The 26432-nt window shown below is 44.4% G+C and carries 23 protein-coding genes and 1 pseudogene; 5 read left to right on the forward strand and 19 right to left on the reverse strand.

Going from position 1 to position 26432, the window contains the following annotated elements; all coding sequences use genetic code 11:
* Positions 1-46 precede the first annotated feature (46 nt).
* Positions 47-1039: a DUF1385 domain-containing protein gene (locus G9G54_RS08595; protein WP_165177334.1), complete on the forward strand. Its 993-nt coding sequence runs from the start codon at positions 47-49 to the stop codon at positions 1037-1039.
* 7 nt (positions 1040-1046) lie between these two features.
* On the forward strand, positions 1047-1367 hold the full coding sequence (locus G9G54_RS08600; RefSeq protein ID WP_165177336.1) for a DUF2339 domain-containing protein: 321 nt from the start codon (positions 1047-1049) through the stop codon (positions 1365-1367).
* 119 nt (positions 1368-1486) lie between these two features.
* Here the strand turns inward: G9G54_RS08600 and G9G54_RS08605 are convergent, their stop codons facing one another.
* The 3 genes from G9G54_RS08605 to mntR all read right to left on the reverse strand — a co-directional run bounded on the left by G9G54_RS08605 (position 1487) and on the right by mntR (position 4876).
* Positions 1487-2476, reverse strand: a complete 990-nt coding sequence (locus G9G54_RS08605; RefSeq protein ID WP_039270925.1) for a patatin-like phospholipase family protein — start codon at positions 2474-2476, stop codon at positions 1487-1489.
* Positions 2477-2571: 95 nt separating this feature from the next.
* The gene (locus G9G54_RS08610) at positions 2572-4314 is read right to left on the reverse strand and encodes a family 10 glycosylhydrolase (protein WP_165177338.1); all 1743 of its coding nucleotides are present in this window, start codon (positions 4312-4314) and stop codon (positions 2572-2574) included.
* 136 nt (positions 4315-4450) lie between these two features.
* Positions 4451-4876, reverse strand: a complete 426-nt coding sequence (mntR, locus tag G9G54_RS08615) for a transcriptional regulator MntR (protein WP_007430946.1) — start codon at positions 4874-4876, stop codon at positions 4451-4453.
* A gap of 251 nt (positions 4877-5127) precedes the next feature.
* On the opposite strand from mntR, the gene splB reads away from it, so the two are divergent.
* Entirely contained in the window at positions 5128-6192 is a 1065-nt protein-coding gene (gene splB / locus G9G54_RS08620; RefSeq protein WP_165177340.1) for a spore photoproduct lyase, read from the forward strand.
* On the opposite strand, the gene G9G54_RS08625 is transcribed toward splB, so the two are convergent.
* From G9G54_RS08625 to adhE, 8 genes are all read right to left on the reverse strand, one after another.
* Positions 6185-6901, reverse strand: a complete 717-nt coding sequence (locus G9G54_RS08625; RefSeq protein WP_165177524.1) for a cytochrome c biogenesis CcdA family protein — start codon at positions 6899-6901, stop codon at positions 6185-6187. The genes splB and G9G54_RS08625 overlap by 8 nt on opposite strands.
* Before the next feature lie 156 nt (positions 6902-7057).
* Entirely contained in the window at positions 7058-9082 is a 2025-nt protein-coding gene (gene metG, locus G9G54_RS08630; RefSeq protein ID WP_165177342.1) for a methionine--tRNA ligase, read from the reverse strand.
* 414 nt (positions 9083-9496) lie between these two features.
* On the reverse strand, positions 9497-9787 hold the full coding sequence (gene yidD, locus G9G54_RS08635) for a membrane protein insertion efficiency factor YidD (protein WP_061829057.1): 291 nt from the start codon (positions 9785-9787) through the stop codon (positions 9497-9499).
* Between the two features lies 1 nt (position 9788).
* Positions 9789-10280: a Fur family transcriptional regulator gene (locus G9G54_RS08640; RefSeq protein ID WP_165177344.1), complete on the reverse strand. Its 492-nt coding sequence runs from the start codon at positions 10278-10280 to the stop codon at positions 9789-9791.
* A gap of 253 nt (positions 10281-10533) precedes the next feature.
* Positions 10534-12756 (reverse strand): copper amine oxidase N-terminal domain-containing protein, encoded by a 2223-nt coding sequence (locus G9G54_RS08645; RefSeq protein WP_165177346.1) that lies wholly within the window; start codon positions 12754-12756, stop codon positions 10534-10536.
* A 218-nt stretch (positions 12757-12974) separates the two neighbouring features.
* On the reverse strand, positions 12975-13733 hold the full coding sequence (gene pflA / locus G9G54_RS08650; RefSeq protein ID WP_013310845.1) for a pyruvate formate-lyase-activating protein: 759 nt from the start codon (positions 13731-13733) through the stop codon (positions 12975-12977).
* A 51-nt stretch (positions 13734-13784) separates the two neighbouring features.
* Entirely contained in the window at positions 13785-16046 is a 2262-nt protein-coding gene (gene pflB, locus G9G54_RS08655; protein ID WP_025722256.1) for a formate C-acetyltransferase, read from the reverse strand.
* A 328-nt stretch (positions 16047-16374) separates the two neighbouring features.
* Complete coding sequence (gene adhE / locus G9G54_RS08660) at positions 16375-18987, reverse strand: bifunctional acetaldehyde-CoA/alcohol dehydrogenase (protein ID WP_023989274.1); 2613 nt, start codon at positions 18985-18987, stop codon at positions 16375-16377.
* Positions 18988-19245: 258 nt separating this feature from the next.
* Here adhE and G9G54_RS08665 point away from each other — a divergent pair, with 258 nt between their 5' ends.
* Positions 19246-19962, forward strand: a complete 717-nt coding sequence (locus G9G54_RS08665; protein WP_165177348.1) for a Crp/Fnr family transcriptional regulator — start codon at positions 19246-19248, stop codon at positions 19960-19962.
* A gap of 139 nt (positions 19963-20101) precedes the next feature.
* On the opposite strand, the gene G9G54_RS08670 is transcribed toward G9G54_RS08665, so the two are convergent.
* Complete coding sequence (locus G9G54_RS08670) at positions 20102-20869, reverse strand: DODA-type extradiol aromatic ring-opening family dioxygenase (protein ID WP_053325702.1); 768 nt, start codon at positions 20867-20869, stop codon at positions 20102-20104.
* A gap of 317 nt (positions 20870-21186) precedes the next feature.
* Here G9G54_RS08670 and G9G54_RS08675 point away from each other — a divergent pair, with 317 nt between their 5' ends.
* Positions 21187-21486 (forward strand): hypothetical protein, encoded by a 300-nt coding sequence (locus G9G54_RS08675; protein WP_223821919.1) that lies wholly within the window; start codon positions 21187-21189, stop codon positions 21484-21486.
* Positions 21487-21575: 89 nt separating this feature from the next.
* Here the strand turns inward: G9G54_RS08675 and G9G54_RS08680 are convergent, their stop codons facing one another.
* The 7 genes and pseudogenes from G9G54_RS08680 to G9G54_RS25570 form a co-directional block, all read right to left on the reverse strand.
* The gene (locus G9G54_RS08680) at positions 21576-21920 is read right to left on the reverse strand and encodes a winged helix-turn-helix transcriptional regulator (RefSeq protein ID WP_013371810.1); all 345 of its coding nucleotides are present in this window, start codon (positions 21918-21920) and stop codon (positions 21576-21578) included.
* A gap of 246 nt (positions 21921-22166) precedes the next feature.
* Positions 22167-22898: a ThuA domain-containing protein gene (locus tag G9G54_RS08685; RefSeq protein WP_165177351.1), complete on the reverse strand. Its 732-nt coding sequence runs from the start codon at positions 22896-22898 to the stop codon at positions 22167-22169.
* Between the two features lie 20 nt (positions 22899-22918).
* Entirely contained in the window at positions 22919-23887 is a 969-nt protein-coding gene (locus G9G54_RS08690; protein WP_013310854.1) for a sugar phosphate isomerase/epimerase family protein, read from the reverse strand.
* A 77-nt stretch (positions 23888-23964) separates the two neighbouring features.
* Entirely contained in the window at positions 23965-25047 is a 1083-nt protein-coding gene (locus tag G9G54_RS08695; protein WP_013310855.1) for a Gfo/Idh/MocA family protein, read from the reverse strand.
* A complete protein-coding gene (locus tag G9G54_RS08700; protein ID WP_013310856.1) occupies positions 25040-25807 on the reverse strand; it encodes a sugar phosphate isomerase/epimerase family protein in 768 nt (255 codons plus the stop codon). The genes G9G54_RS08695 and G9G54_RS08700 overlap by 8 nt, the downstream gene beginning before the upstream one ends.
* An 18-nt stretch (positions 25808-25825) precedes the next feature.
* Positions 25826-25996 (reverse strand): hypothetical protein, encoded by a 171-nt coding sequence (locus G9G54_RS25565; RefSeq protein ID WP_233903743.1) that lies wholly within the window; start codon positions 25994-25996, stop codon positions 25826-25828.
* Positions 25997-25998: 2 nt separating this feature from the next.
* Positions 25999-26292, reverse strand: a pseudogene (locus G9G54_RS25570) (Gfo/Idh/MocA family protein); the annotation flags it as partial.
* Between the last annotated feature and the right edge of the window lie 140 nt (positions 26293-26432).

The following is a 26432-nucleotide window of genomic DNA, read 5'->3' on the forward strand; positions in this document are numbered from 1 at the left end:
TTCGATACAATATACAAAAAAGCATGTATTAAGAGAGGTGAGACGGTTGTCACAAGCATCCAAGCCTGTGAGCTACGGCGGTCAGGCAGTCATTGAAGGTGTCATGTTCGGCGGCAAGCGTGTCAATGTCACGGCAGTTCGCCGCAAAACTGGCGAAATCACATATTTGGAAGTACCACGCAAGGAGCAATCCTGGGTATCCAAATTCCGCAGAATTCCTTTATTGCGGGGGATTGTAAGCATCATCGACTCCAGCGCCAAAGGTACCAAGCATTTAAACTATTCAGCCGATGCGTATGCTGATGATGAAGTAGATCCGGAAGAACGCGCTGAGCAAAAGAAAAAAGAAGAATCTCGCTGGAGTCTGAGTATGATGATCGGTGTGGCGGCGGTCGGTATTTTGTCATTCCTGTTTGGCAAAATTGTATTGACTCTCGTTCCGGTTATTGTAGAGAATTTCCTGTTCGGTAGCTTGTTTCACAGCCAAATTTTGCATAACCTCGCAGAAGGAGCTATTAAGCTGATTCTGTTACTGGCTTATTTGTGGGGTATTTCCCAAACTCCGTTAATTAAACGATTGTTTCAATATCATGGTGCAGAGCATAAAGTAATTACTGCATTCGAAGCTGGGGAAGAACTAACTCCGGCCAATGTACAGAAATACAGTCGTCTACATTACCGCTGTGGTAGTAGCTTTATTATGCTGACTGTGATCATCGGGGTGCTTGTCTATTCCTTATTTACCTACGATAGTCTGTGGGAACGTATGGGGCAACGGCTTTTACTACTTCCGATCGTACTGGGGCTTTCTTTTGAATTCCTCAAGCTAACCAATGCCCTTCGTGAAATTCCGGTACTTCGTTATTTAGGTTACCCCGGTCTGTGGTTGCAACTACTTACCACCAAAGAACCGACTGATGATCAAGTGGAGGTATCTATTGCCTCATTTAGGCGTATGCTTGAATTGGATGCTGAGTTGGAAAATGTACCTGTAAAGGAGACCTTCAACAGTCCGGTCCTTGATCCTGTGAAAGGATGAGTGAATAATGAACAGACACGCCGTTATTTTCTGGCTTACCCTTGCTTTGGGTGCATATGGAATTGTGGATATGCTATGGAGAGGAAGCTGGGGCTTTCTCATAAGTTTACTAATTCCCGTCCTTGTTTTTGCAGTTATATTTCTGCTATACAAATACCTGCCAGGACAACGTAGCCGTACTCCCAAAATCAAACCCTCTGTGCGCACCATGGGCAAAACAGCCAACGCACGTAAGCAGCAAACTACAGGCAAGCGCAAAGCGTATCCTTTTCATGTGATTGAGGGTTCCAAGGGAAAAAATGAAGAAGAACAACCTAAATATCATTAATGATAATCACATCCTTTAAAATGTAGCACAAAGGAGCCATCACCCGCGTATTCAAATATGACCGGGAAGAGGCTCCTTTTTTACACCCTTTTAAATTAACTTTAACTGCGAGTTAGTGTTTATTTCATAGCGTACATGGTATCCTTCATCAATTGATACTTGCTATACTGCTGCTGGTAAGAAGTGATGCTCCATTTGTGGAAAAAAGCATCCCCTGCCTGCACACCGGAAGCATACAACAAATCACTTTGCTCTGTAGAAATGTTAAATTGTGCAGTGCGGATACCCAATGTTGGAATCTTAATCGTCCGATACCGATTCTCCTGTTCAATATATCGCTCATCGTGTGCTGATAGCATGGTATCAAAAATAGCCTGCAGCATGGTCAATGGACCCCGTATATAAGAAACTTTGGTCTCCGTACCCGTTTTGCCCACCATTTGAAACCCTACCGTTGGAATCGTTTTGGCCTCACGTTCATTTACAGGCTCATCAAAAAGCCACAAAGGCAAATTGCTTAGTAAAGCCCCATCAACTACAAATACAAATTGCTGAGAAAAAGTCTTTCCCTTGGCAAGTGCAGAATCAAGCCTTAACATAACAGGATCAAAAAAATAAGGGATACTTGTGCTCATCCGAATGGCTTTAGCTACCTCCAGTGAAGAGGGATTGATACCAAAACGTTTGATATCCTCAGGAAGCACCAGAATGCGTCCATTCGTAATATCTGATGCAATAATGCGCAATTTGCCAGGAGGTAAATCCGCGAACGTACGCACTCCCTTAGCTCGTAACAGCTCACGTACCCAGTGCTCCAGTGCCTCCCCTGAGTAGAGCCCTTTTTTAAGAAAGATACGAGCTGCTGGTCCAACCCACTTAATATTGAACACTGGAGAACGTCGTAACAACTTGACCAAGGGGGTTTTCTCAATTACGGCTTTCATTTCATCCGCAGAGTATCCCGCCGCCAATAAAGCAGCTACAATAGAACCTGATGATGTACCTGCCAAACGATTGAATACAATTCCATGCTCCTCCGCAGCCTTAACTGCACCCGCCAGCGAAATTCCCTTAACCCCTCCACCCTGGAACACAGCATTGATCAGCATAGATCAAAAAACCTCCGTTCTCTTGGGAGTAAGCAGTTCTACTGCTTATGTATGAGAACGGAGGCCCAAATAGAACCTATATGATCCAATTTATATCACATTTGATAATAATTTTGAAGAAGCTGAATGAGTCCGTATGGATTTTTACGCAAATGCTGTGCACTAAAGTAAATATCCCCTTTGACCTGTTTATAATCTTCGTTCAGTTCAAGCTGCTTAATTAGCTCTTGAGCCGTTTGCCAGCCCTTTTCAGGGGTGCCGATCTTATACGGAGAATGACCGATATACAGCTTAACATCTGTGTTTTTGACCTCATTGGACCACCATGCGACAAGCTTGTCATATCCCGCCGCCGTGAAACCGATACTCCAGTAAATTTGTGGAGCTACATAATCAATCCATTCTTTGTTAATCCAGGTTCTTACATCCGCAAACGTCGTATCGTACGCTGTAACGCCTGCCTTCGTGTCTGAACCCGTTAAATCCTGAGATTTGTTACGCCATACCCCAAAAGGACTAATTCCAAATTGAACTTTAGACTTGCTGCCATGAATACTTTTGCCCAAATCGCGGACAAAACTGTTCACATTGTCTCTCCGCCAGTCGCCCTTGTTAGAGATTTTGTTGGCATTATATGCTTTGAAGGTCGCATCATCATCAAAAGTCCCGCTGTAAGGATAAAAATAATCGTCCAAATGGACGCCGTCAATATCATATCCGTTTACGACCTCCATAATCGCCGCAATGACATGCTGACGTGCAGCCGGAATTCCTGGATTGATGTATAATTGGCTACCATTCTTAACAATCCAGTCCGGATGTTGATTAGCCACATGGTTTGCAGCCAAACCGCTGGTTGTTCCTGTAGAATTCGCACGGAATGGATTAAACCAAGCATGAAATTCCATCCCTCGCTTATGCGATTCTCTAATCATAAATTTCAAGGGATCATAGCCTGGATTTTTACCTTGGGTGTTGGTCAAATACTTGCTCCATGGTACGAGACTCGAGGGATAGAGCGCATCACCGCTGGCACGAACCTGAACAAATACCGCATTGATGCCCATCCCCTGCAAATCATCGAGCATTTTAGTAAACTCCTGCTTTTGCTTCTCGGAGCTGCTTCGGGCAGCGGAAGAAGGCCAATCTCCATTAATGGTAGAAATCCATGCTCCACGCATGGAAGTTGAAGCCTTTACTTGAACAACAGTTGCCTGCGAAGAACTTGAACCCTCCTCACTAGTAGACGTTGACGGTGAAGTGACAACCGCCTGCTCATCATCGATAGCTCCCTGATCTGTACTTACACTATCCTGATTGCTAGATGCAGACGTATCTGATATGGAGCCGCTGCTTCCCGCAGAAGTGTCCCCGCCAGTAGAGACACCTTCCTTACCACTGCTTAACGTAATGACTCGCTCTGAAGCTTGCCAATCTACTTTTAATCCCAACTCTTCCCCAACAAAACGCAGTGGCACCATGACTCTCCCGCTTGTCATACGGGCAGATGCATCCAGTCGAACTGACTTACCATTCACCGTAGCGCTTTGTGCACCATTCTCCATAGATATATTTTTGTTCTGTGCTGTAATCGTTACCGTACCGGACGATTCCGACCAGTTGACCTGAGCGCCCAATCCCTCACTAATCACTCGCAAAGGAACCATCGTAACATTGGCTCCCTGTACAATATACGGTGATGCGTCACTTTGCAGGGACTGTCCGTCCAATATAATTTCAATATCACCAGTTGGAGCTGCTTGAACTCCAGGAACGATGGCAGTCTGCACTGCTAAGAGTAGACCTGCAGCCAACGCCACTATTTTCTTTCGATTCATATTATTACAATCCTCCGCTAACCCTGTTAATTTTAACCCCTATCTTGTCCTGCTATATAATGGATAGACGCTAATAACCGGATATTTGTTGCGGTCGGGACAAATAAAAAAGCATCGTCCGTAAGGACAGATGCTTTTAGGAATCTCCACTCAATTCCTTGTGTATGTCATGAAGCTGGCGCAAGCGATCTTCATCCCGGCGAAAATATTCGACCAATGTTTCGATACGGGTGATGGAATCCCAGCTCAAATGATGCTCAATACCTTCCACATCTTTATATATCAGGTCCTTGTCAACCCCAATCATATCTAGAAATTGCTCTAATAGCTGATGGCGATCAACCAACCGTTTGCCGACCTTTTTCCCTTTCGGTGTCAAAATCAGTCCCCGATACTTCTCATATACAAGATAATCGTCCTTATCCAACTTCTGAATCATTTTGGTGACAGACGAAGGATGCACCTCTAACCCCTCTGCGATATCCGAGACACGAGCATAGCCTTTCTCATCAATCAGTTGGTAAATGCGTTCCAAATAATCTTCCATGCTTGGCGTTGGCACTTGTTTCCCTCTTTTCTGTTATTGAACGGGCGCTTACCGCCTTCATTTCCTGCGTTAAACCTACTATGTAATGATACATGTTATCATTGCCCATTGGCAAGTCTCATCCCTTCACTCACAGCTATTGCCACGATTTGTTCAATTTAAGCCGGGCACACTAATATCGTCGTCCTGTATCGTTTATTTCTGCGGCAATATGTTAAAGTTGGACACCAGAGCACTGTGGATTTATTTCGAAAGGAGCGTTAGCCATGTCTACGCTTGAGCGTACTCCTGTCCAAACCAGAGGAACCAAGCCATTTTTGCCTGACCTGGTGTTTTTTGAGCCAGACGCACTGAATTATCCCAAGGGCCAGCGTATTATGGATTGGGTTAAAGCCAAGGATATTCCGTATCGGATGACTACCTCTCACAACCGAATTACCAATTTACCAGGTGAAACTGAAGTTGAAAAGTACCGAATGGCAAAAAAAACTTTGGTAGTCGGTATCCGTAAAACGTTGACTTTTGACCAGTCCAAGCCCTCTGCCGAATACGCCATCCCCATTTCGACTGGTTGCATGGGGCACTGTCACTACTGTTATTTACAAACAACCTTGGGAGCAAAGCCGTATATTCGTGTATATGTCAACACTGACGATATCTTATCAGCAGCTAAAGCTTATATCGAGGAGCGTGCGCCTGAAATTACCCGTTTTGAAGCAGCTTGTACCTCCGATCCGGTTGGTTTGGAGCATATCACTGGAACGCTTGGAGACTTGATTCGTTTCATGGCAGATGAGGAATTTGGTCGTCTGCGTTTTGTTACTAAATATCATCATGTTGATCCATTGCTGGATATTAAACATAATGGTCATACTCGCATCCGTTTTAGCATTAATTCCGATTATGTTATTAAACAGTTTGAACCTGCAACTTCACGCTTCGAGGAACGTATTGAAGCCGCGGGCAAAATCGCACGGGCCGGTTATCCACTGGGGTTCATCATTGCACCCATCATCTGGTATGACGGCTGGGAAGAAGGCTACGGCGAGTTGCTGCGCAAATTGGGAGAAACCCTGCCCCGGCATGCTACAAAAGATTTGACGTTCGAATTAATTCAGCATCGCTTCACCAAAACATCCAAAGCTGTCATCGAGAAACGTTATCCGAAAACCAAGCTGGAGATGGACATAGAAAAACGCAAGAAAAAATGGGGCCGCTGGGGACAAAACAAATATGTTTATCCCGATGAACAGCAAAATGCACTACGAGAGTTTATCACAGAGCGTATTTTTGAACATTTCCCTTTAAGTCGTATTGAATATTTCACATAACTAGCATCCAATCTGGGGTAATCCGTTGTAAAAATAGCGTTACATCGGTCATATGATCCGTTACCAGTAAAATGCCAGTGATAACAAGTAGTATGCCACCTGTTTTGGTTAAGATGGAGGTATAGCGAGAGGGTAGTCGAATAGAGCCTGCCAGCAAAGCTAATACAAAAAATGGAATCGCAAAGCCAAGCGCATAGCCTGTAATTAGTTTGAACCAAATGTGATGCTCTACTGCCGCCAAAGCGATAATAGCTGTTAGCATGGGACCGATACAGGGCGACCAGCCTGCCGCAAACCCAATTCCGATCACAAAGGAACCGGCGTACCCGGCAGGCTTCCATGTCCAGCGAAGCTTATGTTCCCTCATTAGAATCAAAGGACGCACCACACCAAGAGAAACCAATCCCATTAGTAAAATAAGTAACCCCGCTACCACTCTTAGCGTATCCCCATAATTGGCAAACCATTCTCCAAGCAACCCGACACTTGCACCCAGTGAATAGAAAACGACCGAAAAGCCCAATACAAAAGCAAGCGTATGTCCCATCGTACGATAACGAGCCTCGGCCTTGTGCCGTCCTTCAGCCAGTTCACGCGCAGACATCCCTGTCATATACGATAAATAAGATGGATACAGCGGTAAACAGCACGGTGAAAAAAAAGAAACCAGTCCGGCTACGATCGCCAACCCGGCGTTGATATTTGTCATCATATTCCCTCCCACCTGTCTTAAGTGAACACGACCAAACAAGCCCTGCCTACTAAAACATACGTGTAGCGGGAGCAAAATATGATGCAAGCCAAAAAGCGCATGCCCAGGAAGAATGATTCCCGGACATACGCTCTTTTATTTTTACATAAGGTACTACTTTACGACTGCACCATTCGGCATACCTTCCGGTACGGTGGCCAGCGTAAGCTGATCTCCATGTGATGCTGCCAAAATCATACCTTGTGACAGCTCTCCCCGAAGTTTCACTGGCTTAAGATTGGTCACACAAATTACCTTGCGCCCAATGATATCTTCAGGTGTATAAAACTTCGCAATCCCTGATACTACTTGCCGCTGCTCATAACCAAGATCAAGTTGGAGCTTCAATAGTTTATCGGCCTTCTTCACAGGCTCGCAAGCGACGACCTGAGCAACGCGCAGTTCTACCTTGGCAAAATCCTCAATGCCAATCTCTTCCTTAGCCTCCGGCGCTTCCTGGCTCGCCTCAGATGCATTCTGTGGTTGAACTTGAACTTGTGTCGTAGCTTCCTCCGGTTTCTTCCCCCCAGTCATTGCCTCCACGATAAAAGCAACTTCTTGCTCTGAATCCAGACGCGGGAAGATCGGATTACCTTTGACCAGCTGCGTTCCTTCCGGAATACGACCAAACTGCTTGCCGCTATCCCATGTAGTCAGCTCACCTTGGCTAATACCGAGCTGTTCCCAAATTTTATGAGGAGCACGGGTTAAGAATGGCTGGAGTAAGATGGAAGCGATGCGCAAGCTTTCTACCAAATGCAACATAACAGATGACAATTCGCGACGTTTTCCCTCATCCTTAGCCAAATTCCATGGTTGCGTCTCGTCAATATACTTGTTGCTACGGCTAATAAATTGGCTAATCGCCGTTAATGCCACGGAAAACTCCATGTTTTCCATGGCTTCTTCTACTTTGCTATAAGTCGATGTTGCCATGTCTTCCAAAGCTCCGTCGAATGCTGTTACATTCGCTTCATAAGCCGGAACCTTGCCATCAAAATATTTATCTACCATCGCCACGGTACGATTCAACAAGTTGCCCAGATCATTTGCCAAATCCGAATTAACTCGATCTACAAAACTTTCTGGTGTAAATGTTCCGTCTGCCCCAAAAGGCACCTCGCGCAGTAAGTAGTAACGAAGTTGGTCCAGACCATAACGGTCAATCAATGTCACCGGGTCTACAACATTGCCCTTTGATTTCGACATTTTACCGTCTTTCATGAGCAGCCAACCATGTGCAAATACTTTTTTAGGCAACGGAAGATCCAGCGCCATCAGCATGATCGGCCAATATATCGTGTGGAACCTTACAATCTCTTTACCTACGATATGCACATTTGCAGGCCAGAATTTATCATACAACTCGGTATTGGAAGAGCCATAACCCAAGGCTGTGATGTAGTTGGAAAGTGCGTCAATCCACACATACACGACATGCTTCGGATCCCCCTTCACCTTAATGCCCCAATCGAAGGTAGTACGTGATACAGCCAAATCCTCCAGACCCGGCTTGATGAAGTTATTGATCATCTCTTTTTTACGTGATTCCGGCTGGATAAACTGTGGGTTCTCTTCATAAAATTGCAGCAACCGATCAGCATACTTGCTCATACGGAAAAAGTAACACTCTTCCTTGACCAGTTCTACAGGGTGTCCACTATCCGGGCTTTTTCCTCCAGCCACATTGCCTTCGGCGTCCTTCACCACGTCAACCAGCTGAGTTTCTGTGTAGTACGTCTCGTCAGGGATGCTGTACCAGCCTTCGTATTCTCCCTTGTAAATATCGCCTTGCTTCAGCAAACGATCAAAAATTTCCTGTACGACAGCCTTATGACGTTCCTCCGTAGTACGGATAAAATCGTCATTGGAAATGTCGAGCTTCCGCCACAGTTCTTGAATACCTGCCACAATATCATCTACGAAACGTTGCGGCGTTTTGCCTGCTGCACTCGCTTTCTGCTCAATCTTCTGACCATGCTCATCCGTTCCTGTCAAATAGCGCACTTCATAACCACGTAGCCGCTTGTAACGGGCCATTGCATCTCCCGCAACCGTCGTGTAAGCATGACCTATATGTAGCTTGTCGCTCGGATAATAGATCGGAGTCGTAATGTAAAATGTGTTCTCATTGGACATGTGTGTTGCCTCCTGTTTTGTTCACGGCAGCTCGATAAGATCTGCTGACATGATGGTACTCCAATTCATGAATTTGGCACAAATTGGGCACAAAAAAGACCCCCGCCCCTATGGGACGAGAGTCACCTCACGCGTTACCACCCAATTTTCCTGTATCCTCGCAGACTACAGGCTTCACCGGTCACATCTGACCGCCCATTAACGCTGGAACACGCCTCCCCCTTACGCTTGCCTCCCAAGCACTAATAACTGTGGCAAATACGCTCGAAAAAGGTTCCTCCAGGACCATATTCAGGCTTCGCTCCAGACCGGTTTGCAGCTAGCCCCGGCTCTCTGTACTGGGCGGTTTACCCTACTCATCCCTTCGCAGGAAAACAATATTAACCAAAATATAACCAAATCCGCATAGCGCTGTCAAGTCAGACCCTTCTTGGAGTGGGTAGCCAAACGATCTTCGCTAGACCTATCTGTTCCCTTTTTTGCAGGAGGAACCAAATCTACGCCACCCGGATGAAAGGGATGGCACTTGGCTATACGCTTAGCAGCAAGCCATGAACCTTTGAGCGCACCATGCACTTCTACCGCCTCCAACGCGTACGCCGAACACGTTGGATAGAACCGGCAGGTAGCCGGCTTTAACGGTGAAATATAGGAACGATAAAACTTAATCGGAGCCTGTACCACTCTGCGTGTGGTGATTTTCATTTCAGTAGCCCCCGTGGCTGTGAGTGTGACCGCTCGTCTGACTGAATCCCCCATCCGAATTACTGTCAGTATGCCCATTCTTCTGTTGACAATCTTTGCAATAACCAAAAATTTCAAACTTGTGCTCGACGATTTGGAATTGATCCGTTGTATCTGTCATTTGCATTGGGCAAAAAGAAATCGGTAATGTTTTCTGACAGCTCAAGCAAATCATATGGTGATGGTGATGATGCTCATTACAGCTCACCTTAAACTTCATTCCATCCTCAAAAGATACCTGTTCCAACACACCCAATTCCTGCATTACACGCAGATTACGATAAACCGTATCAAAGCTAAGTCCACTGTACTTCTTACCCATATATTCATAAACGTCTTTGGGGGACAGATACCCTTCATTCTCGGAAAATAACGTGGCCAACGTCTTGCGCTGATCTGTAATACGCAGCCCCTGAGCGGACATTGTTGCAATAATCTCATCCTTTGTCAGCATGCGTTTCACCCTCCCCTGTCTGTAGTTTCAGGTTTTCTGATGCAGGCTTAGGCTTGCATCTATTTATTATACCACGATTAAAGTCAATATTATAAGAGATATTCGTATCTATACATAAGAAAAAGACGCTCTCCGGCGCTACGATTAAATTCGCAGCAGGAGAACGCCTATATTCTGCAAGTGACATCGACTTTTAAACGGTGAATGACGAGACCCAAGGTCTAAGCCGGTAAACAGCACCGGTTATTTCATATTAATTTTTAATAGCTGGCAAAGGCATAACTACTACGGAAACCGGCAAGTTACTTCCTGCAGCAGCAGTGAAATACATTTCTACACTTTCCTCGATATGCCCTGTGCGATACAGCACACTCATCTCATTTGGAGCCCATACTGCGCCGTTCGTCGGGATACCCACAACCTGATTGTTTACCATCGCATAGCCGGAATATTCGCCTCCACGCGGGTTGAACGTAATCAGTGAATACGGCGCTACATGATCCAATTTAACTTTATATACAACACCAAAATTACCGGCATTGGAAGCAGAAGAGCCGTCCAGACCGTCCGTACCAATCAGGTTCGGATCTACCTTATTATCACCAAGAACGATACGTTGAGCTGTTTTACCAACCTCTTCGGTATAATTGAGCGTGATATCCGAATTAGCATACGTTCCACGGTTATGAATACCGTCCTTAGGCAGTTTTGCCAGAGTAGGCAACACAGTTAATGGATCTACATTTGCATCTAACACAATTACCGTGTATTGAATAGGTTGATCCGTATACAAATCGGATAACAAAGATATGACCTGTTTTTGCTTGATTTTTTGTGCATTCAAATCCTCTAAAATAATGCGGCTTTCGCCAGGATTTAGAACTGTGCTAGAACGCTTGCTTCCATCCTGCATGGATTGAAAATATCGTTGAATTGAGACTTTACCCGCAGCTGTGGCAAATTCAGATGGTCCAGCAAAACCAGAATTTTCGACATTCATGTTGGCAGGAGTAATATTGTTGTTGGTCGCAATCACGTACATTTTCACATCTCGACCCGTTTCATTCACATGATGGACGAGTATGCGCGTGCTGCCTGATCCGGTTTCCTGATACACAATTCCGTCCTGAAATACACGTTCCGGGCTGTTAGCACGGATCAAAAGACGCGGAGAAGATGTACTAGTCAAAGGAATGGTAGCCATGGTAGGCACCTGACTGCCGTCTACTGTATATTTATCACCATATGGTGTGAAGATTTTATTGAAATCATCTTCGTTGTACAGCAATTCATTCGTAATTTTAATTGTTTCACTTTTGGTACCTGTTACGCCGTGCTTATCAGTCACGGTGAGTGTGATTGTTACATCACCTGGTTGGAAGAAGGCAAGTTTCTTATTCTCCCAATCACGCTTAGTGATAGCATTCTCATCATCTGTACTCAGGTCGGTAATGGTGATTTTCTCACCCATTTTGTACTCTTTTTTATCAGTTGTAAACAGAGCCACTGGCGGCTGATTTGGTGGCCTTACTGTAATTGTAACTGAGTAAGGATCACTCCAGTTCCCAGCAGAGTCAAGAACAGAATAGGTAACTACATATGTACCCGGCTCCTGAAATATGTCCTGCTTACCTTCCCAACGTTGGTTCACAATCGGAAGACCTGTAGGAGAAGATTCCTTCGTCAAATACGTAACTTGGGTTTCGCCCGCATAGATATCTTTTTGTTGAACCGTGAAGGAAGCTTTAGGTTTCTGATTCAAATCCATGATAACTTGTTTAGTCGTATTATTCACAGTATAAGGAATATTTAAGGCCTGTGTAATCGAGGTCAATGGCACCATAAATACGTTCTTTTGCTGAAAAGCAGGTCCCTTCATTTGTCTGGCTTCACCGTTAACCGTATAAACCTTGCTGTCTGTTTTGAAGCGCATGACATTTGTTCCTTGTGTGATTACGGTTTCTTTGGTGGCAGTGTCATAACTAAACTGCAATCCGACACGGCTGACAAGTGAACGGATAGCTACATAGGAAACTCCGTCCTTCACGGTCATCGGCTGAGTTGCTGTGTACACCTGTCCGTTTTGTTCCATTTTCGCGCTGTTTAAGTACAAAATCAATTGATTAGCACCCATGGATGTTGGAGCTCCACCAGGATTGGTGATCGTTCCGTCTCCACCGTATACATCATTGGATACGTTCGATCCGTTGGTTGTATCCGTAGGCAGGCCAGTCAATGGATCATTGGATACGCCTGTGTTATTAGGTGTCACCGTGTCAGTTTGTGTGTTAGTGCCATCTTGATCTCCGATGCTATTCTGAACGCCTGAATCAGCAACATTGGCCTGAGCCTGCTGTGCGCTAACCGAATCGGTGGATTGAACGGTTGTTGATGCTGCTTCTGCTCCTACAGGGGCTACTGCGGCCACCTGAGCTACCGCAAGGGCGGTGAGCATGGTCCATTTCTTGAAATTCATTGTCTGTCTCCTTCTATCACCAAATTATTATCATTCCCGTAAAAAGTCATACTATTAGACGCGTCAGTTGTTAAAAAGTTTCTGGAAATTTTGCTGATCATGAAAAAAAGGGAACTTTCTCCTGTGACTGCAAAAAATTCAACAACAAAAAACCGCCGCCCATCTGACCTGATGTGGCGGCGGCTTCATTACTAGGAAATAGCTTTGAGCCATTTACATTATGATGGACGACAGACAGCATTCTTTCCTGCAGTCTCCAGACGACCCTCTTCAATGAGTCGGTATGCACGTTGAACTTCTTCATCTGTAGGAGATGGAACTCCCTCCAACGGATACTCCTTACCAAGCATTTCCCATTTGTAAACACCCATTTGATGGTAAGGTAAAATTTCGAATTTCTCGACTCCGTTCAACGTTCCGATAAACCGTCCCAAATTCAATAAATCTTGCTCGTCATCATGAATACCCGGTACAAATACGTGTCTAATCCACATTTTGCGCCCTTGCTCAGACAACCAGCGAGCCGTACTTAGCATACGGTCGTTAGACTTGCCTGTAAGCTTAATATGCTTGTCATTGTCAATATGCTTAATATCCAGTAGCACCAAGTCTGTTACGTCCAGCAGTTCATGGATACGGCCCGCGTCATTAAATCCGTTACTGTCCAGTGTCGTGTGCAAATTCCACCGACGTTTCACTTCTTTGAACAGCTCTGCGACAAAATGAGCTTGCAGCGTCGGTTCTCCACCGGATACGGTCAATCCGCCTCCTGAAGAACGGTAATAGGCTAAATACGGCTCAATCTCAGCCAATACCTCCTCCAACGTCATCGGATTACCTTCATTCAAGGCCCAAGTGTCCGGGTTATGGCAATATTGACATTTCAACAAGCATCCTTGCATAAAGAGCACGAAGCGGATGCCGGGACCATCGACGGTCCCGAAGGTTTCCAATGAGTGTATGTGACCTTTCAACATGTTGCATCATCCTTCCCGCATCCGCTATGCGTGCGTCATTGTAATACTTATTTACATTGTACCGTGGAAAGTACGGTTAATAACATCCAATTGTTGTTCACGAGTCAGCTTGATAAAGTTAACGGCATAGCCGGAAACACGAATCGTAAGCTGTGGATAGTTTTCTGGGTGCTCCATTGCATCCAACAGTTGTTCGCGAGCAAACACATTGACATTCAGATGATGTGCGTGGCTTCCAAAGTAGCCATCCATCATCGAAACAAGGTTTGTTTTGCGTGTTTCTTCTTCTTTACCCAGTGCTTTAGGCACGATGGAGAAGGTGTTCGAGATACCATCCAGACTGTGTTCATAAGGCAATTTGGCTACGGAACTCAGAGATGCCAAAGCACCTTTTTTATCACGGCCGTGCATTGGGTTTGCCCCTGGTGCAAACGGTTCGCCTGCTTTACGTCCATCCGGTGTTGTACCTGTTTTCTTACCGTACACCACGTTGGAAGTAATAGTCAGTACAGATTGAGTAGGAACCGCATTACGATAAGCTTTATGCTTGCGAATCATGCTCATGAAGCTTTCTACCAGTTCCACAGCGATGTTATCTACACGGTCATCGTTGTTACCGTAGCAAGGGTATTCGCCTTCAATTTCAAAGTCAACAGCAATCCCTTTTTCGTTACGGATTGGTTTAACTTTTGCAAATTTAATGGCACTCAAGGAGTCGGTAGCAACTGACAGACCCGCAATACCACAAGCCATGGTGCGGAGAATATCACGATCATGCAACGCCATTTCAATGCGTTCGTAGCTATATTTATCATGCATGTAGTGAATAACATTCAAAGTGTTCATGTACAGTTTTGCCAACCATTCCATCATAGGTTTGAAGCGGCTCAACACTTCTTCATATTCCAGAACTTCACCTGTAATGGCTGGGAATTCAGGCCCTACTTGGACGCCAGATTTTTCATCTTTACCACCGTTAATTGCATACAGCAGAGCTTTAGCCAAGTTGGCACGAGCACCAAAGAATTGCATTTGTTTACCGATTTTCATTGCCGATACACAACAAGCAATACCATAATCGTCTCCATAAATCGGACGCATCAGATCGTCATTCTCGTACTGAATGGAGCTAGTTTCAATAGAAACTTTCGCACAATATTTTTTGAAGCCTTCAGGCAATTTTTCCGACCACAGTACAGTCAGGTTCGGCTCCGGTGCAGGTCCCAGATTGTAGAGGGTGTGCAGGAAACGGAAGCTGTTTTTAGTTACCCGAGTTTCTCCAGTTACGGACATACCACCAATGGACTCAGTAACCCAAGTTGGATCTCCACTGAATAGTTCATTATAGTCAGGTGTGCGCAAGAACTTAACAATACGCAATTTCATAACAAAATGATCGACCAGTTCTTGAGCTTGTTCTTCTGTCATTGTACCCTCTTCCATATCACGTTGAGAGTAAATATCAAGGAAGGAAGATACACGTCCTAAGGACATTGCTGCACCATTTTGTTCTTTGATTGCTGCAAGATATCCAAAATATACCCATTGGAAAGCTTCTTTCGCATTGTTAGCAGGTTTTGAAATATCAAAACCGTGCTCAGCAGCCATTTGTTTCAGTTCATTCAAAGCACGAATTTGTTCGGAAATTTCCTCACGCAGACGAATTACGTCTTCTTCCATGGAATCAACTTCAAGGCTTTTCAGTTGCAGCTTTTTATCTTGGATCAAGAAGTCTGCACCATACAAAGCTACACGACGATAGTCACCGATAATACGACCACGACCGTATGCATCTGGGAGACCAGTAATGATACCAGCTTTACGAGCTGCTCTCATTTCATCTGTATAAGCGTCAAATACACCTTGGTTGTGAGTTTTACGAATATGAGTGAAAATATCAATGATACTTTCTGGTACTTCAAAACCATAGGCTTTACAAGCGTCGATCATCATCCGAATTCCACCAAACGGCTGCAAAGAGCGTTTGAATGGAGCATCTGTTTGTACACCGACAATTTGCTCTTTATCCCGGTCTAGATAACCCGGTTTATGTGAAATAATAGTGGATGGCGTATTCACGTCTACATCAAGCACGCCGCCGTTTGCCAACTCTTTTTTGGTAAGATCGGATACAATATCCCACAATGCAGTTGTGTTGGCGGTAGGACCAACCAAAAATTCTTCATTGCCAACATAAGGTAAGATATTAGTTTCAATAAAATCGTTGACGTTGACTTCTTTAGTCCATTTGCCTTTTTTAAAACCTCTCCAGCCAGATTGTTGCTCTTGTAATTCTCTCTCAATCACCGACATGTAAATCCCTCCAAATTGTTTGGTCTTCCGGACTTGTGATTTTTTTCACGATAAAGCTATTTCTTGAGCCCGGCCTGTTCACCGATGCCTTACGCTCAGTGTCGGGACCTTTCTTACACCCTTATTGTAGAATAATGATAGAGTGTAGTATGTGATAAAAATCACAATATGAGTGATTTTTATCACTTTATTTTCCCTAGCTTCACGCCTATATCCTTAGCCTTGCCGTTCACCTCCCTTCCCAAACCAACAGGCCCTCTATATAGAGAGCCTGCATCGGTATTGAACGAGAAAATGCTTTTTCACAAGCCTCTTCGTACCTATTATATTATTGGTCAAAACGTCCGTAGAAGGCATTGCGATAGACATCAGCCAACTCAGTAACCAGCGGCAACTTCGGATTCGCAGTTGTACATTGATCTTCAAATGCGCGGTCAGCCAGATAGTCTACACGTGATTCGAAATCCTTCGCATCGAAACCGATTTGTTGGAACGATTCCTCGATACCGAGTGTTTTGTTCATCTTACGGATTGCTTCGATCAAGCTGTTAACCCCTTCTTCGGTGGTGCGTGCAGGCAGTCCCAGTATGCGCGCGATTTCTGCATAACGCTCATCCGCAACAAAGTGCGAATATTTAGGGAACGAAGCAAATTTTGTCGGTTTTTTCGCATTATAGCGAATAACGTGCGGCAGCAAAATGGCATTCGTGCGGCCATGCGCTGTATGGTATTGTCCACCCCATTTATGTGCAAGACTGTGGTTAATACCCAAGAATGCATTAGCAAACGCCATACCAGCAAGTGTGGAAGCATTATGCATTTTTTCACGAGCCAGCTTATCACCGATCAGAGCCGATTGTTCTAGGTATTGGAATACCAATTGAATGGCTTTAATTGCCAGACCATCTGTGTAATCATTAGCCATTACGGACACGTAAGCCTCGATAGCATGTGTCAGAACGTCCATACCTGTGTCCGCTACAGCTGTTTTAGGCAGCGAATATACAAACACTGGGTCAATAATTGCCACATCAGGAGTCAACTCATAGTCAGCCAGCGGGTACTTCGTGTTACCCAGGTTTTTGTCCGTAATTACTGCAAACGATGTAACTTCGGAACCTGTACCCGAGGTTGTAGGGATAGCTACAAATTGTGCTTTTTGGCCCAGACGTGGGTACTTGTAAATCCGTTTACGAATATCCATGAATTTTTGTTTTAAGTTATTGAAATCAGTATCTGGATATTCATAGAACATCCACATGCCTTTAGCCGCATCCATTGGTGAACCGCCGCCCAGTGCGATGATGCAATCCGGTTGGAAACGTCTCATCATTTCTGTACCACGTTCTACCGTAACTGTCGATGGATCTGGCTCTACTTCAGAGAACACTTCGATAGCTACCGGTGTTTGGCGTTGATGCAGATAATGAATAACACGATCCACATATCCCAGTTTTACCATCATAGGGTCCGTGATAATGGCTACACGTGTGATATCAGGCATTTTAGCAAGATACTGTGTCGAATTTTTTTCAAAATAGATTTTGGAAGGTACTTTGAACCATTGCATATTCACCGTCCGTTTCGCCACCCTTTTCACATTAATCAAATTGACTGCCGATACGTTCGACGAAGTCGAGTTACGACCGTACGAACCGCAACCGAGTGTCAACGAAGGAAGATTGGTGTTGTAAATGTCGCCAATCGCACCATGTGTGGAAGGTGCATTTACAATGATACGTCCTGTTTGCAGACGGTTTGCGAAGCGGGCGATAACGTCCTCATCGTTCGAATGAATAGCGGACGAGTGGCCCATGCCCCCGAATTCCACGACTTCAGCAGCGCGTTGAATACCTTGTTCCGCATTTTTTACTTTATAGCAAGCCAATACAGGACTCAATTTTTCCGCAGACAATGGGAATTTTGTTCCTACCCCTTCAATCTCAGCGACCAAAATTTTAGTTCCTGCTGGTACTGTGATACCACTCATTTCAGCAATTTTCACAGCAGACTGCCCGACGATTGCTGGGTTCACTGCACATTTCTCGACATTCATAGCTCCTTGAGTGAGCTTAGCTGCTTCTTCTTTATTTACAAAATAGCAGCCGTTAGCGATCATCAATTTTTTCACTTGTTCGAAGATTGGCTCTTCGATAATAACCGCTTGCTCGGAAGCACAAATCATACCGTTGTCAAAAGATTTAGAGAGGATAAGATCGTTCACGGCCTGCTTGATGTCTGCTGTTTTTTCAATAAAGCAAGGCACGTTACCTGGGCCTACACCCAGAGCAGGTTTACCGCAGCTATATGCCGCCTTAACCATGCCTGATCCACCAGTTGCCAGAATCAGAGCCACATCCGGGTGATTCATGAGTGAATTTGTCTTATCCATCGATGGAGCTTCAATCCATTGAATACAATCAGCTGGAGCACCATGTTTGACGGCTGCTTCGAGCAAGACGCGGGCTGCTTCCGCACTACACGATTGAGCAGATGGATGGAAACCGAAAATGATTGGGTTACGTGTTTTAATGGCAATCAACGCTTTGAACATCGTAGTCGAAGTCGGGTTTGTCACTGGAGTGATCCCCATGATAATGCCGACTGGCTCTGCTATCTTTTGAAAACTGTCAAAATCATTGTCTTCAATGACACCGACGGTTTTTTCATTTTTGATACTATGATAGACATATTCTGTTGCAAACATGTTTTTGGTGATTTTGTCCTCGTACACACCGCGTCCTGTTTCTTCAACAGCCAACTTCGCCAGGTACATGTGTTTATCCATCCCTGCGAGTGCCATAGCTTGTACGATTTCGTCAATCTGTTCCTGATTCATACTCATGAAAGCTTGCTGTGCCCGGTTCCCCCGGTCAATCAGCGTTTGAATATACTGCTCTGCGCTTTGCTCTTTTTGGATAACCTCGTTTTTAACAGCCATTTCCCTCATCCTCCTGTTATCTCGTGTACTATCTCTTGTTCACGCACTGATCGTAACACAGCTTTTCAAGATATATTGTGATTTTTTTCACAATCTATTTAAAATTTTATTTTATGAAGTGAATTAAATCACAAAGTTTGGAATTCTGCCACTTTTACCCCCTCTTCTTGCCCCAAAAACGCATTGCGCAGGTATATAATGAATTTGAATTGATCAAGTTGCAGATAAAAAACATAGGATACAAAGGGGAAATGGACGATGAGAAACCCTACAAATGTAATGGAAGCCCGCGGCAACACCTGTTGCTTCTCGGAGGCCAGCTTCAACCGGTTGCAAGTGATGATGAAAGATCGAGTTATGCCTGAAAGCTCGCATCTGTTCTGGGAAGGAGATACAGCGGATAAGCTGTTTTATATTAAGCGCGGACGCGTGAAAGTAACCAAAACAACGGATGAAGGTAAGGAACTTATTCTATATATGTATCAAAGCGGCGATCTTGTTGGTCAAACTGATCCATTTTTCGGTACTAAGCATTCCTTTTCTGCTGAGGTTCTGGAAGACAGTGATATTGGCGTAATCGATCATACAGATTTGGAACTGCTTATTTGCCAGCATTGTGATTTTGCGATTGACTTTATGAAATGGATGGGTTCGCATCACCGTATTACTCAGACTAAGTTCCGCGATTTGATGATGTACGGCAAGCCAGGTGCTTTATGTTCAACACTCATCCGTTTATGCAATACCTATGGTGAGCCTCACGGCGAACATATCCTGATTCATAAGAAAATTACTCATACTGACTTATCTAATATGATCGGTGCGACTCGGGAAAGCGTAAACCGGATGCTTAGTGATCTACGTAAGAAAAATGCAGTAGAATACGATAACGGCATGATTGTTGTCAAGGATTTGGAAATGCTGCAAGGCGTGTGTCATTGTGAATTGTGCCCTCGTGAGATTTGCCGGATATAATAAATCGTTATTTATGTAAAAGGGAGTGTTATAAGCCATTATAGCTTATAACACTCCCTAATTTATTTCCACTCCCCTACTTATACAGGAGCAGTAGCGAAGCATTTTAACAATAGTCCTTCTTCTGGCAACAAACTTTTTAAAACTGTAAGCATAGATAACTTAAATTCCCCATCTCATAGCTTCTATGGATGACCTTGGCTTTGTTTGCAGGATTTCCACTCCCCATCGCAATAAACAACGGTACAAAGTGCTCTGCTCTTGGTACGGCCTGACGAGCATACGGTGCTTCGCTTTCATAGTGATCCAAAGCCTCTATATCTCTACTTTGCACTTTTTCAATAATCCAATCATCAAAATCTATAGCCCAAGGTTCTGTTTTCGTTTCCCCCCATTTGACGATACGCAGATTATGAACAGTCACTCCACTGCCAATGACCAGAATATCTTGTTCTCCCAGTCCACGCAGCACTTCACCAATGGCATATTGTGCTTTGGGCGAAAGATATGGATTTACTGAGATCTGAACTACCGGAATGTCCGCCTCAGGATACATACGATGCAACAATGTCCAGGATCCATGATCCAGTCCCCTCACCCGGTCAGTTTGTACGTCAATGCCCTTTTGTTCATATAATTTTTCCAGCTTATTGGCCAGTTCCACAGAACCATGTGCTGGATATTTCACCATGTACAGTTCCGGTGGGAAACCGCCAAAATCATAAATGGTATCGTACACGTCATCCATCGAACTGATCGTCAACGTTTGCGCTTCCCAATGAGCAGTAAAGATAACAACCGCTTTAGGGCGAATGCTTTTCCCCAGTTGCTCTAAAAATGAAGTATAGTCCGTCTGTTCAATAGCAAGCATCGGTGAGCCGTGGGCCAAAAATAAAGATGGCATCATATAAAGATCCCCTTATCATCAATAGTTTATTTTATTCATTAAGTAACTTTATGTAAGTAATAATACATAAGTAACAAAGTAATGTCAACACAGATTTCAACATACACTTAAAGATCAGAGATTCCATAAATAAAGATTGATATAGGTATAAGGTCATAGTAATATATAACTAATAAATTTAAAATTTCACTATATTTCGATACAAAGGACTGGTTTCTATGGAAATACATACTTCTAATTGCCCAAAATGCGGTTCCGTTTTTCGTCAAAACCTTAGAAACCTGTGTAGTTCTTGTATTCAGGAAGAAAATATATTCTTGGACCGCTGTTCTAACTATCTATGGAAGCATCCTTCTACTCATACTCGCCAGCTCAGTGACGTAACCGGCACACCTATAGAATTGCTCACAGATTGGGTAAGAGCAGGCAAGTTTCCCTCCACATACAGTCAGCTTGATTATCCTTGTGAATCCTGCCGTTCCCCCATTTATGCAGGAAGACTTTGCCATTCCTGCTTGGGTACATTCCGTTCGGCCGCGCTGGATATTCAAACCCGTGTGCCCCGCCGTGCAACAGCAGCATTATTCTCAGTTGCAGGGCGCGTCAAAGGCTATTAAACCGTGCTACCTATGCACAAAATAAAAAAACAGCCTTTTTCCTAGGAAAAGGCTGTTTTGCTATGAGAAACGCTTATTTAGTTTGGTGCTCATCTAATCCATTCCTCAGCCCAAAATTGAATCTGTTCCATAACCGGCTGAAGTGCACGGCCTTTGGTTGTTAGCTCGTATTCAATACGGACAGGAGTTTCCGGATATACATGACGTGTAAGAATTCCTTCATTTTCCAAATCTTTCATCCGCTCTGATAACATTTTGTCACTCATTGTGGGAATCAGATTGGAAATATCCTTAAACCGCTTAGGACCGCTCATCATGGATTGAATAATTAATCCATTCCAACGCTTACCCAAACATGAAAAGGCGGTTTCAAAACGCGGACACATTTTTGTAAATTGCGGTTGACTCTCCAAATTTTTCACCTTCTTTTGCATTTCGGTTTGATAAAGCTTTCCTTTTGTTAGTATATATCATTTTAGCATACTTTATCCCGAAAGAAAACACTTTCTTCTTAAATTAAATACCTGCGCTGATAAAGTTGCCATGACCAAAACTGATTATACAACAAACCAACACAGCAGGTATATGTCTAAATCGTTAAATACAAAAAGGCGGAATCCCTAGAGGTTCCGCCTATCAATCTGTTCATTATACAGCTCATCAAAATGTGATGATTGTTATTATACCAACACTCCACCGAGAGGTCTTACAGGTTCACTTCTACCATATATTGGTTTGTTAATACTTGTCGGAGAAGTCCAACGAATGCTGTTGGCGATAACTTTCAAAATATCAGGCTGGTAATAAGTCGGATAGGTCTCATGACCTGGGCGGAAATAGAATATCTTACCGCTACCTCGGCGGAAAGTACATCCGGTTCTAAATACTTCGCCGCCTTCAAAGTTACTAACAAATACCAATTCATCCGGCGCTGGAATATCAAAGAACTCGCCATACATCTCTTCCTGCTTCAACAAAATTTTGGCGTCTATGCCTTCTGTAATAGGATGTGACGGATTCACCGACCAAATAATCTCCTGTTCACCTGCCACCCTCCATTTCAGATCACAGCTAGTGCCCATTAGGGCTTTGAATGGCTTTGAAAAATGGCCCGAGTGCAGCACGATCAAGCCCATTCCTTCTTGCACTCTCTTTACAACACGCGCAGTAACTTCATCGCTCACCTGATCGTGGGCTTTATGCCCCCACCACAGCAGCACATCTGTGGAATTCAGGATCTCTTCTCCCAAACCATGCTCGGCATCATCACGCAGAGTAGCTGTTCGAATGCCAAATCCCTCTCCTGCCAGGCCGTCAGCCAACGCTTTGTGTATCCCGTCAGGATATATCTGTTTGGCTTCATCATTCAACTTTTCGTTCAAAAATTCATTCCAAATGGTGACGTTAATCATCAACATTTCCCCCTATTAGGTTAGACCCACCACATCTCGCTCAGCGGTTCTTCAATCAATACCTGGCGAAGATTGTGGACAGCCTTAGTAAAGCCTTCCTCCACGGACATCAGACCATCTTCATGCTCAATACTCACTACATAATCGTATCCCACCAGACGCAGAGCACTGATAATATCTGCCCAGGTTTTTACATCATGTCCATAACCCACAGTACGGAACTGCCAAGCGCGATCTAGCATTTTCGTATATTCCTGCATATCGGTAAGCCCATATTTATTTACATTGACCGGATCAATCGTCGTATCCTTGGCATGAAAATGGTGAATGGCTCCCTCTCGACCCAAAATTTGAACCGCCTGCACTGGGTCAATTCCCTGCCACCACATATGACTCGGATCCAGATTAGCACCAATGACCTCTCCCGCAGCTTCACGCAAACGAAGCAAGGTCGCTGGTGTATGAACGGAGAAGCCTCCGTGTAGCTCCAGCCCAATTTTAACATGATGATCTGCTGCAAATTTTCCCGTCTCAGTCCAGTAAGGAATAATTTTATTCTCCCACTGCCACTTCAACACTTCCTGAAAATCATTAGGCCACGGAGCCACAGGCCAGTTTGGATATTTCGCATCCTCATGATCACCCGGACAGCCAGAGAAAGTGTTCACAACTGGAACTTCCAGCTTTTCTGCCAATCGAACGGTTTTAAGAAACGTTTCATGATCAGCTTGGGCCAAATGCTTTTGCGGATGAAGAGGATTGCCGTGACAGCTAAGCGCACTAATCGTTAGTCCGCGGGACTCTACTGCCTTTTTAAAATTTTTGAGCGCTGTATCATTCTCCAGCAACTCATCCGGCTTACAATGCTTATCTCCTGGGTTGCCGCCTGTACCGATTTCTACAGCATCCAATCCTTGAGAAGCCACATAATCCAGTGCCTCCTCCAGCGAACGTCCGCCAAACAACACCATAAATACTCCAAGTTTCAAAAGAAATCCCTCCCTGTATCATATGTGAAAAAAGCTGCTTTCATTATAATGATGGTCTATTCGGGATAATTACGTGCTTAGTCAAAATAGACAGCTTTCCCGGTACGGGCCGATTCATAGATAGCTTCCAAAATTTCAGTAACAACCAGTGCCTGTTCCGGCTTCACAAGAGGTTCTTTGTCGTCCAGAATAGATTCGATCCACAGACGGGCTTCGCGGTCTGCTTCATTTTCCGTTTCTCCAGAGTAAAAGGCAACACCGCCTGCATCCAGATCTATTTTCGTATCAAACAAGCGGCTGTTCTTTTCCCCGTTAATGCGCAATCCATCCTGCATATCGGCTCCGCCTTCGGTTCCGCATAACAGCGTCTTCGCTTCGCCAAACTCTACGACGTTCAATGCCCAGCTGGATTCCAGTACAATCGTAGCTCCATTTTGCATCGTAATAAAACCAAAAGCTGAGTCCTCTACCTTAAATTCCTCAGGATTCCAAGGCCCAAAGGCATTTGCCGCATCTTTACGATCCCCTAGCTTATGGAAGGTTGAACCTAGTACACTTTTAGGCTTGTAATTATCCATCAGCCAAAGTGTCAGGTCGAGTGCATGCGTGCCAATATCAATAAGAGGACCACCGCCCTGCTTCTCTTCATCCAAGAATACTCCCCAAGTCGGAACCGCGCGACGACGTAGAGCAATGGCTTTGCCCAGATAAATGTCTCCAAGCTCTCCTTGCTCAACCAATTGCTTCAGATACAAACTGTCATCACGATATCGGTTTTGATACGCAATAGACAGCTTCTTACCTGTGCGGTTGGCTGCATCGAGCATCTCCCGTGCTTGCTCAGCAGTTTTAGCCATCGGTTTTTCACACAGCACATGCTTACCTGCCTCAAGCGCCGCTACGGTAATTTCTGAGTGCGAGTCATTGGGTGTACACACATGTACGACTTCAATGTCTTTATTTTCTAGCAACTGACGGTAATCACTATAAACTTGCGACCCTTCAACTCCAAACTTTTCTGCTGCCTCTTCAGCGCGCTCCTGAATGATGTCACAGAATGCAACGATTTCTGCACGCTTCTGCTTGGCAAGACTCGGCAAATGTTTGCCGTTGGCAATGCCTCCACAACCAATAATCCCGATTTTGAGTGTTTTAGACATGAATATTTCCTCCCTGAGCTGCGTATTGTTGGAGCCATTTAATGCTGGTTTCAATGCTTTCGATTGGAGGGTTTGAGCAGAAATCCTGTTCCACGACGACCCAATCCACACCTGCCTGAATAGCGGCGTCTGTAATAGCCTGAAGCTGCACTTCGCCTTTGCCAAGCTCTACAGTCACTGCTTTTTGTTGCTCGTCACGTGCCATATCCTTTAAGTGAATGATAGGCAGGCGTCCATTATAACGTCCGATATATTCCACTGGATCATAGCCCCCATAGTATACCCAACAAGTATCCATTTCGACCTGTAACAAATCATCGGAAACCGCATCATATAAAGCATCGAATACCGGGCGATCATTGATTTTTTCTGTCAATTCAAAATCATGATTATGATAAGCCAGTATCAAGCCCTGTTCTTTCACTTTTTCACCAATACGATTCAAATTAGCAAAAATTTCATCCCACTGTCGCTGTTCTTCGGTTAAATAAGGAACGATTAGGTACTTATTGCCCAATTCTTTGTGGTATGCAATCTCCTCATCCAAATGATCCAACAAACGAGAATATTGTATATGAGTTCCGACAACTTCCAGATTTAGCTCATCCAAAAGCGCTCTGACATCCTTGGCATTGCGTCCGAAAAAGGTATGAAATTCTACCCCTTTATAACCAAGCTCAGCTACCTTGCGCAATGTACCTTCAAAATCCTGTTCAAGCTCTTCCCTTACTGTGTACAATTGCAATCCTACTTTAGCCATTACCCTTCACCTCTTTAATTAGGATGAATTTTCCATTATATCTGTTCCATAATACAAATCCTCGTCCGGCTTGAACGTGCTTTCCATCGTAATGTGATTGCCTTCCAATGATGAGCGCTGAAAAGCATGCATGGCTTCTAACACATGGTAGGCCAGCTCAGCATTAGCACGATGGTCCGTGAATTTCAATGCGCCAAAGGCTTTTCACTGTACACATGCTTGCCTGCCTCTAGTATCGCCACATCTGACCGTGCATGGCTGCCAGGCACGGTCAGATTAAATACAAGCTCAATCTCAGGCTGACGAAGCAATTCATCCACCTTGTATACGTTTTCAATGTTGAATTCATCGGCCCTCTCCTTGGCCCTCTCATCTAGTAAATCAGCGACGGCCACCACTTCAATAAGTGGGCTCTTTTGGAGATTTTCAAGATATACCGAGCTAATAGTACCGCATCCGATAATCCCGGCCTTCATTCGTTCCACGTCGTCACACTCCTTGGCCTCCAACATGTACTTTCTCATCTAACATGTAAGCTTTACAGTTCACATAGTATTCTATTTCTGTTTCGTTTAAAATGAATAATATGATTAAAACATGAACAATCTGGTCAATATTTGAAACA

Origin of the sequence: Paenibacillus sp. EKM212P (genome assembly GCF_011066115.1) — a bacterium.
Lineage (GTDB): Bacteria > Bacillota > Bacilli > Paenibacillales > Paenibacillaceae > Paenibacillus > Paenibacillus polymyxa_B.

What these genes read in the sequence shown, in the direction of transcription:
- G9G54_RS08600 (WP_165177336.1), top strand. Translation starts at nt 1,047, where the DNA reads ATGAACAGACACGCCGTTATTTTCTGGCTTACCCTTGCTTTGGGTGCA.
- G9G54_RS08605 (WP_039270925.1), bottom strand. Translation starts at nt 2,476, where the DNA reads ATGCTGATCAATGCTGTGTTCCAGGGTGGAGGGGTTAAGGGAATTTCG.
- G9G54_RS08610 (WP_165177338.1), bottom strand. Translation starts at nt 4,314, where the DNA reads ATGAATCGAAAGAAAATAGTGGCGTTGGCTGCAGGTCTACTCTTAGCA.
- splB (WP_165177340.1), top strand. Translation starts at nt 5,128, where the DNA reads ATGTCTACGCTTGAGCGTACTCCTGTCCAAACCAGAGGAACCAAGCCA.
- G9G54_RS08625 (WP_165177524.1), bottom strand. Translation starts at nt 6,901, where the DNA reads ATGACAAATATCAACGCCGGGTTGGCGATCGTAGCCGGACTGGTTTCT.
- metG (WP_165177342.1), bottom strand. Translation starts at nt 9,082, where the DNA reads ATGTCCAATGAGAACACATTTTACATTACGACTCCGATCTATTATCCG.
- yidD (WP_061829057.1), bottom strand. Translation starts at nt 9,787, where the DNA reads ATGAAAATCACCACACGCAGAGTGGTACAGGCTCCGATTAAGTTTTAT.
- G9G54_RS08640 (WP_165177344.1), bottom strand. Translation starts at nt 10,280, where the DNA reads ATGCTGACAAAGGATGAGATTATTGCAACAATGTCCGCTCAGGGGCTG.
- G9G54_RS08645 (WP_165177346.1), bottom strand. Translation starts at nt 12,756, where the DNA reads ATGAATTTCAAGAAATGGACCATGCTCACCGCCCTTGCGGTAGCTCAG.
- pflA (WP_013310845.1), bottom strand. Translation starts at nt 13,733, where the DNA reads ATGTTGAAAGGTCACATACACTCATTGGAAACCTTCGGGACCGTCGAT.
- pflB (WP_025722256.1), bottom strand. Translation starts at nt 16,046, where the DNA reads ATGTCGGTGATTGAGAGAGAATTACAAGAGCAACAATCTGGCTGGAGA.
- adhE (WP_023989274.1), bottom strand. Translation starts at nt 18,987, where the DNA reads ATGGCTGTTAAAAACGAGGTTATCCAAAAAGAGCAAAGCGCAGAGCAG.
- G9G54_RS08665 (WP_165177348.1), top strand. Translation starts at nt 19,246, where the DNA reads ATGAGAAACCCTACAAATGTAATGGAAGCCCGCGGCAACACCTGTTGC.
- G9G54_RS08670 (WP_053325702.1), bottom strand. Translation starts at nt 20,869, where the DNA reads ATGATGCCATCTTTATTTTTGGCCCACGGCTCACCGATGCTTGCTATT.
- G9G54_RS08680 (WP_013371810.1), bottom strand. Translation starts at nt 21,920, where the DNA reads ATGCAAAAGAAGGTGAAAAATTTGGAGAGTCAACCGCAATTTACAAAA.
- G9G54_RS08685 (WP_165177351.1), bottom strand. Translation starts at nt 22,898, where the DNA reads ATGATTAACGTCACCATTTGGAATGAATTTTTGAACGAAAAGTTGAAT.
- G9G54_RS08695 (WP_013310855.1), bottom strand. Translation starts at nt 25,047, where the DNA reads ATGTCTAAAACACTCAAAATCGGGATTATTGGTTGTGGAGGCATTGCC.
- G9G54_RS08700 (WP_013310856.1), bottom strand. Translation starts at nt 25,807, where the DNA reads ATGGCTAAAGTAGGATTGCAATTGTACACAGTAAGGGAAGAGCTTGAA.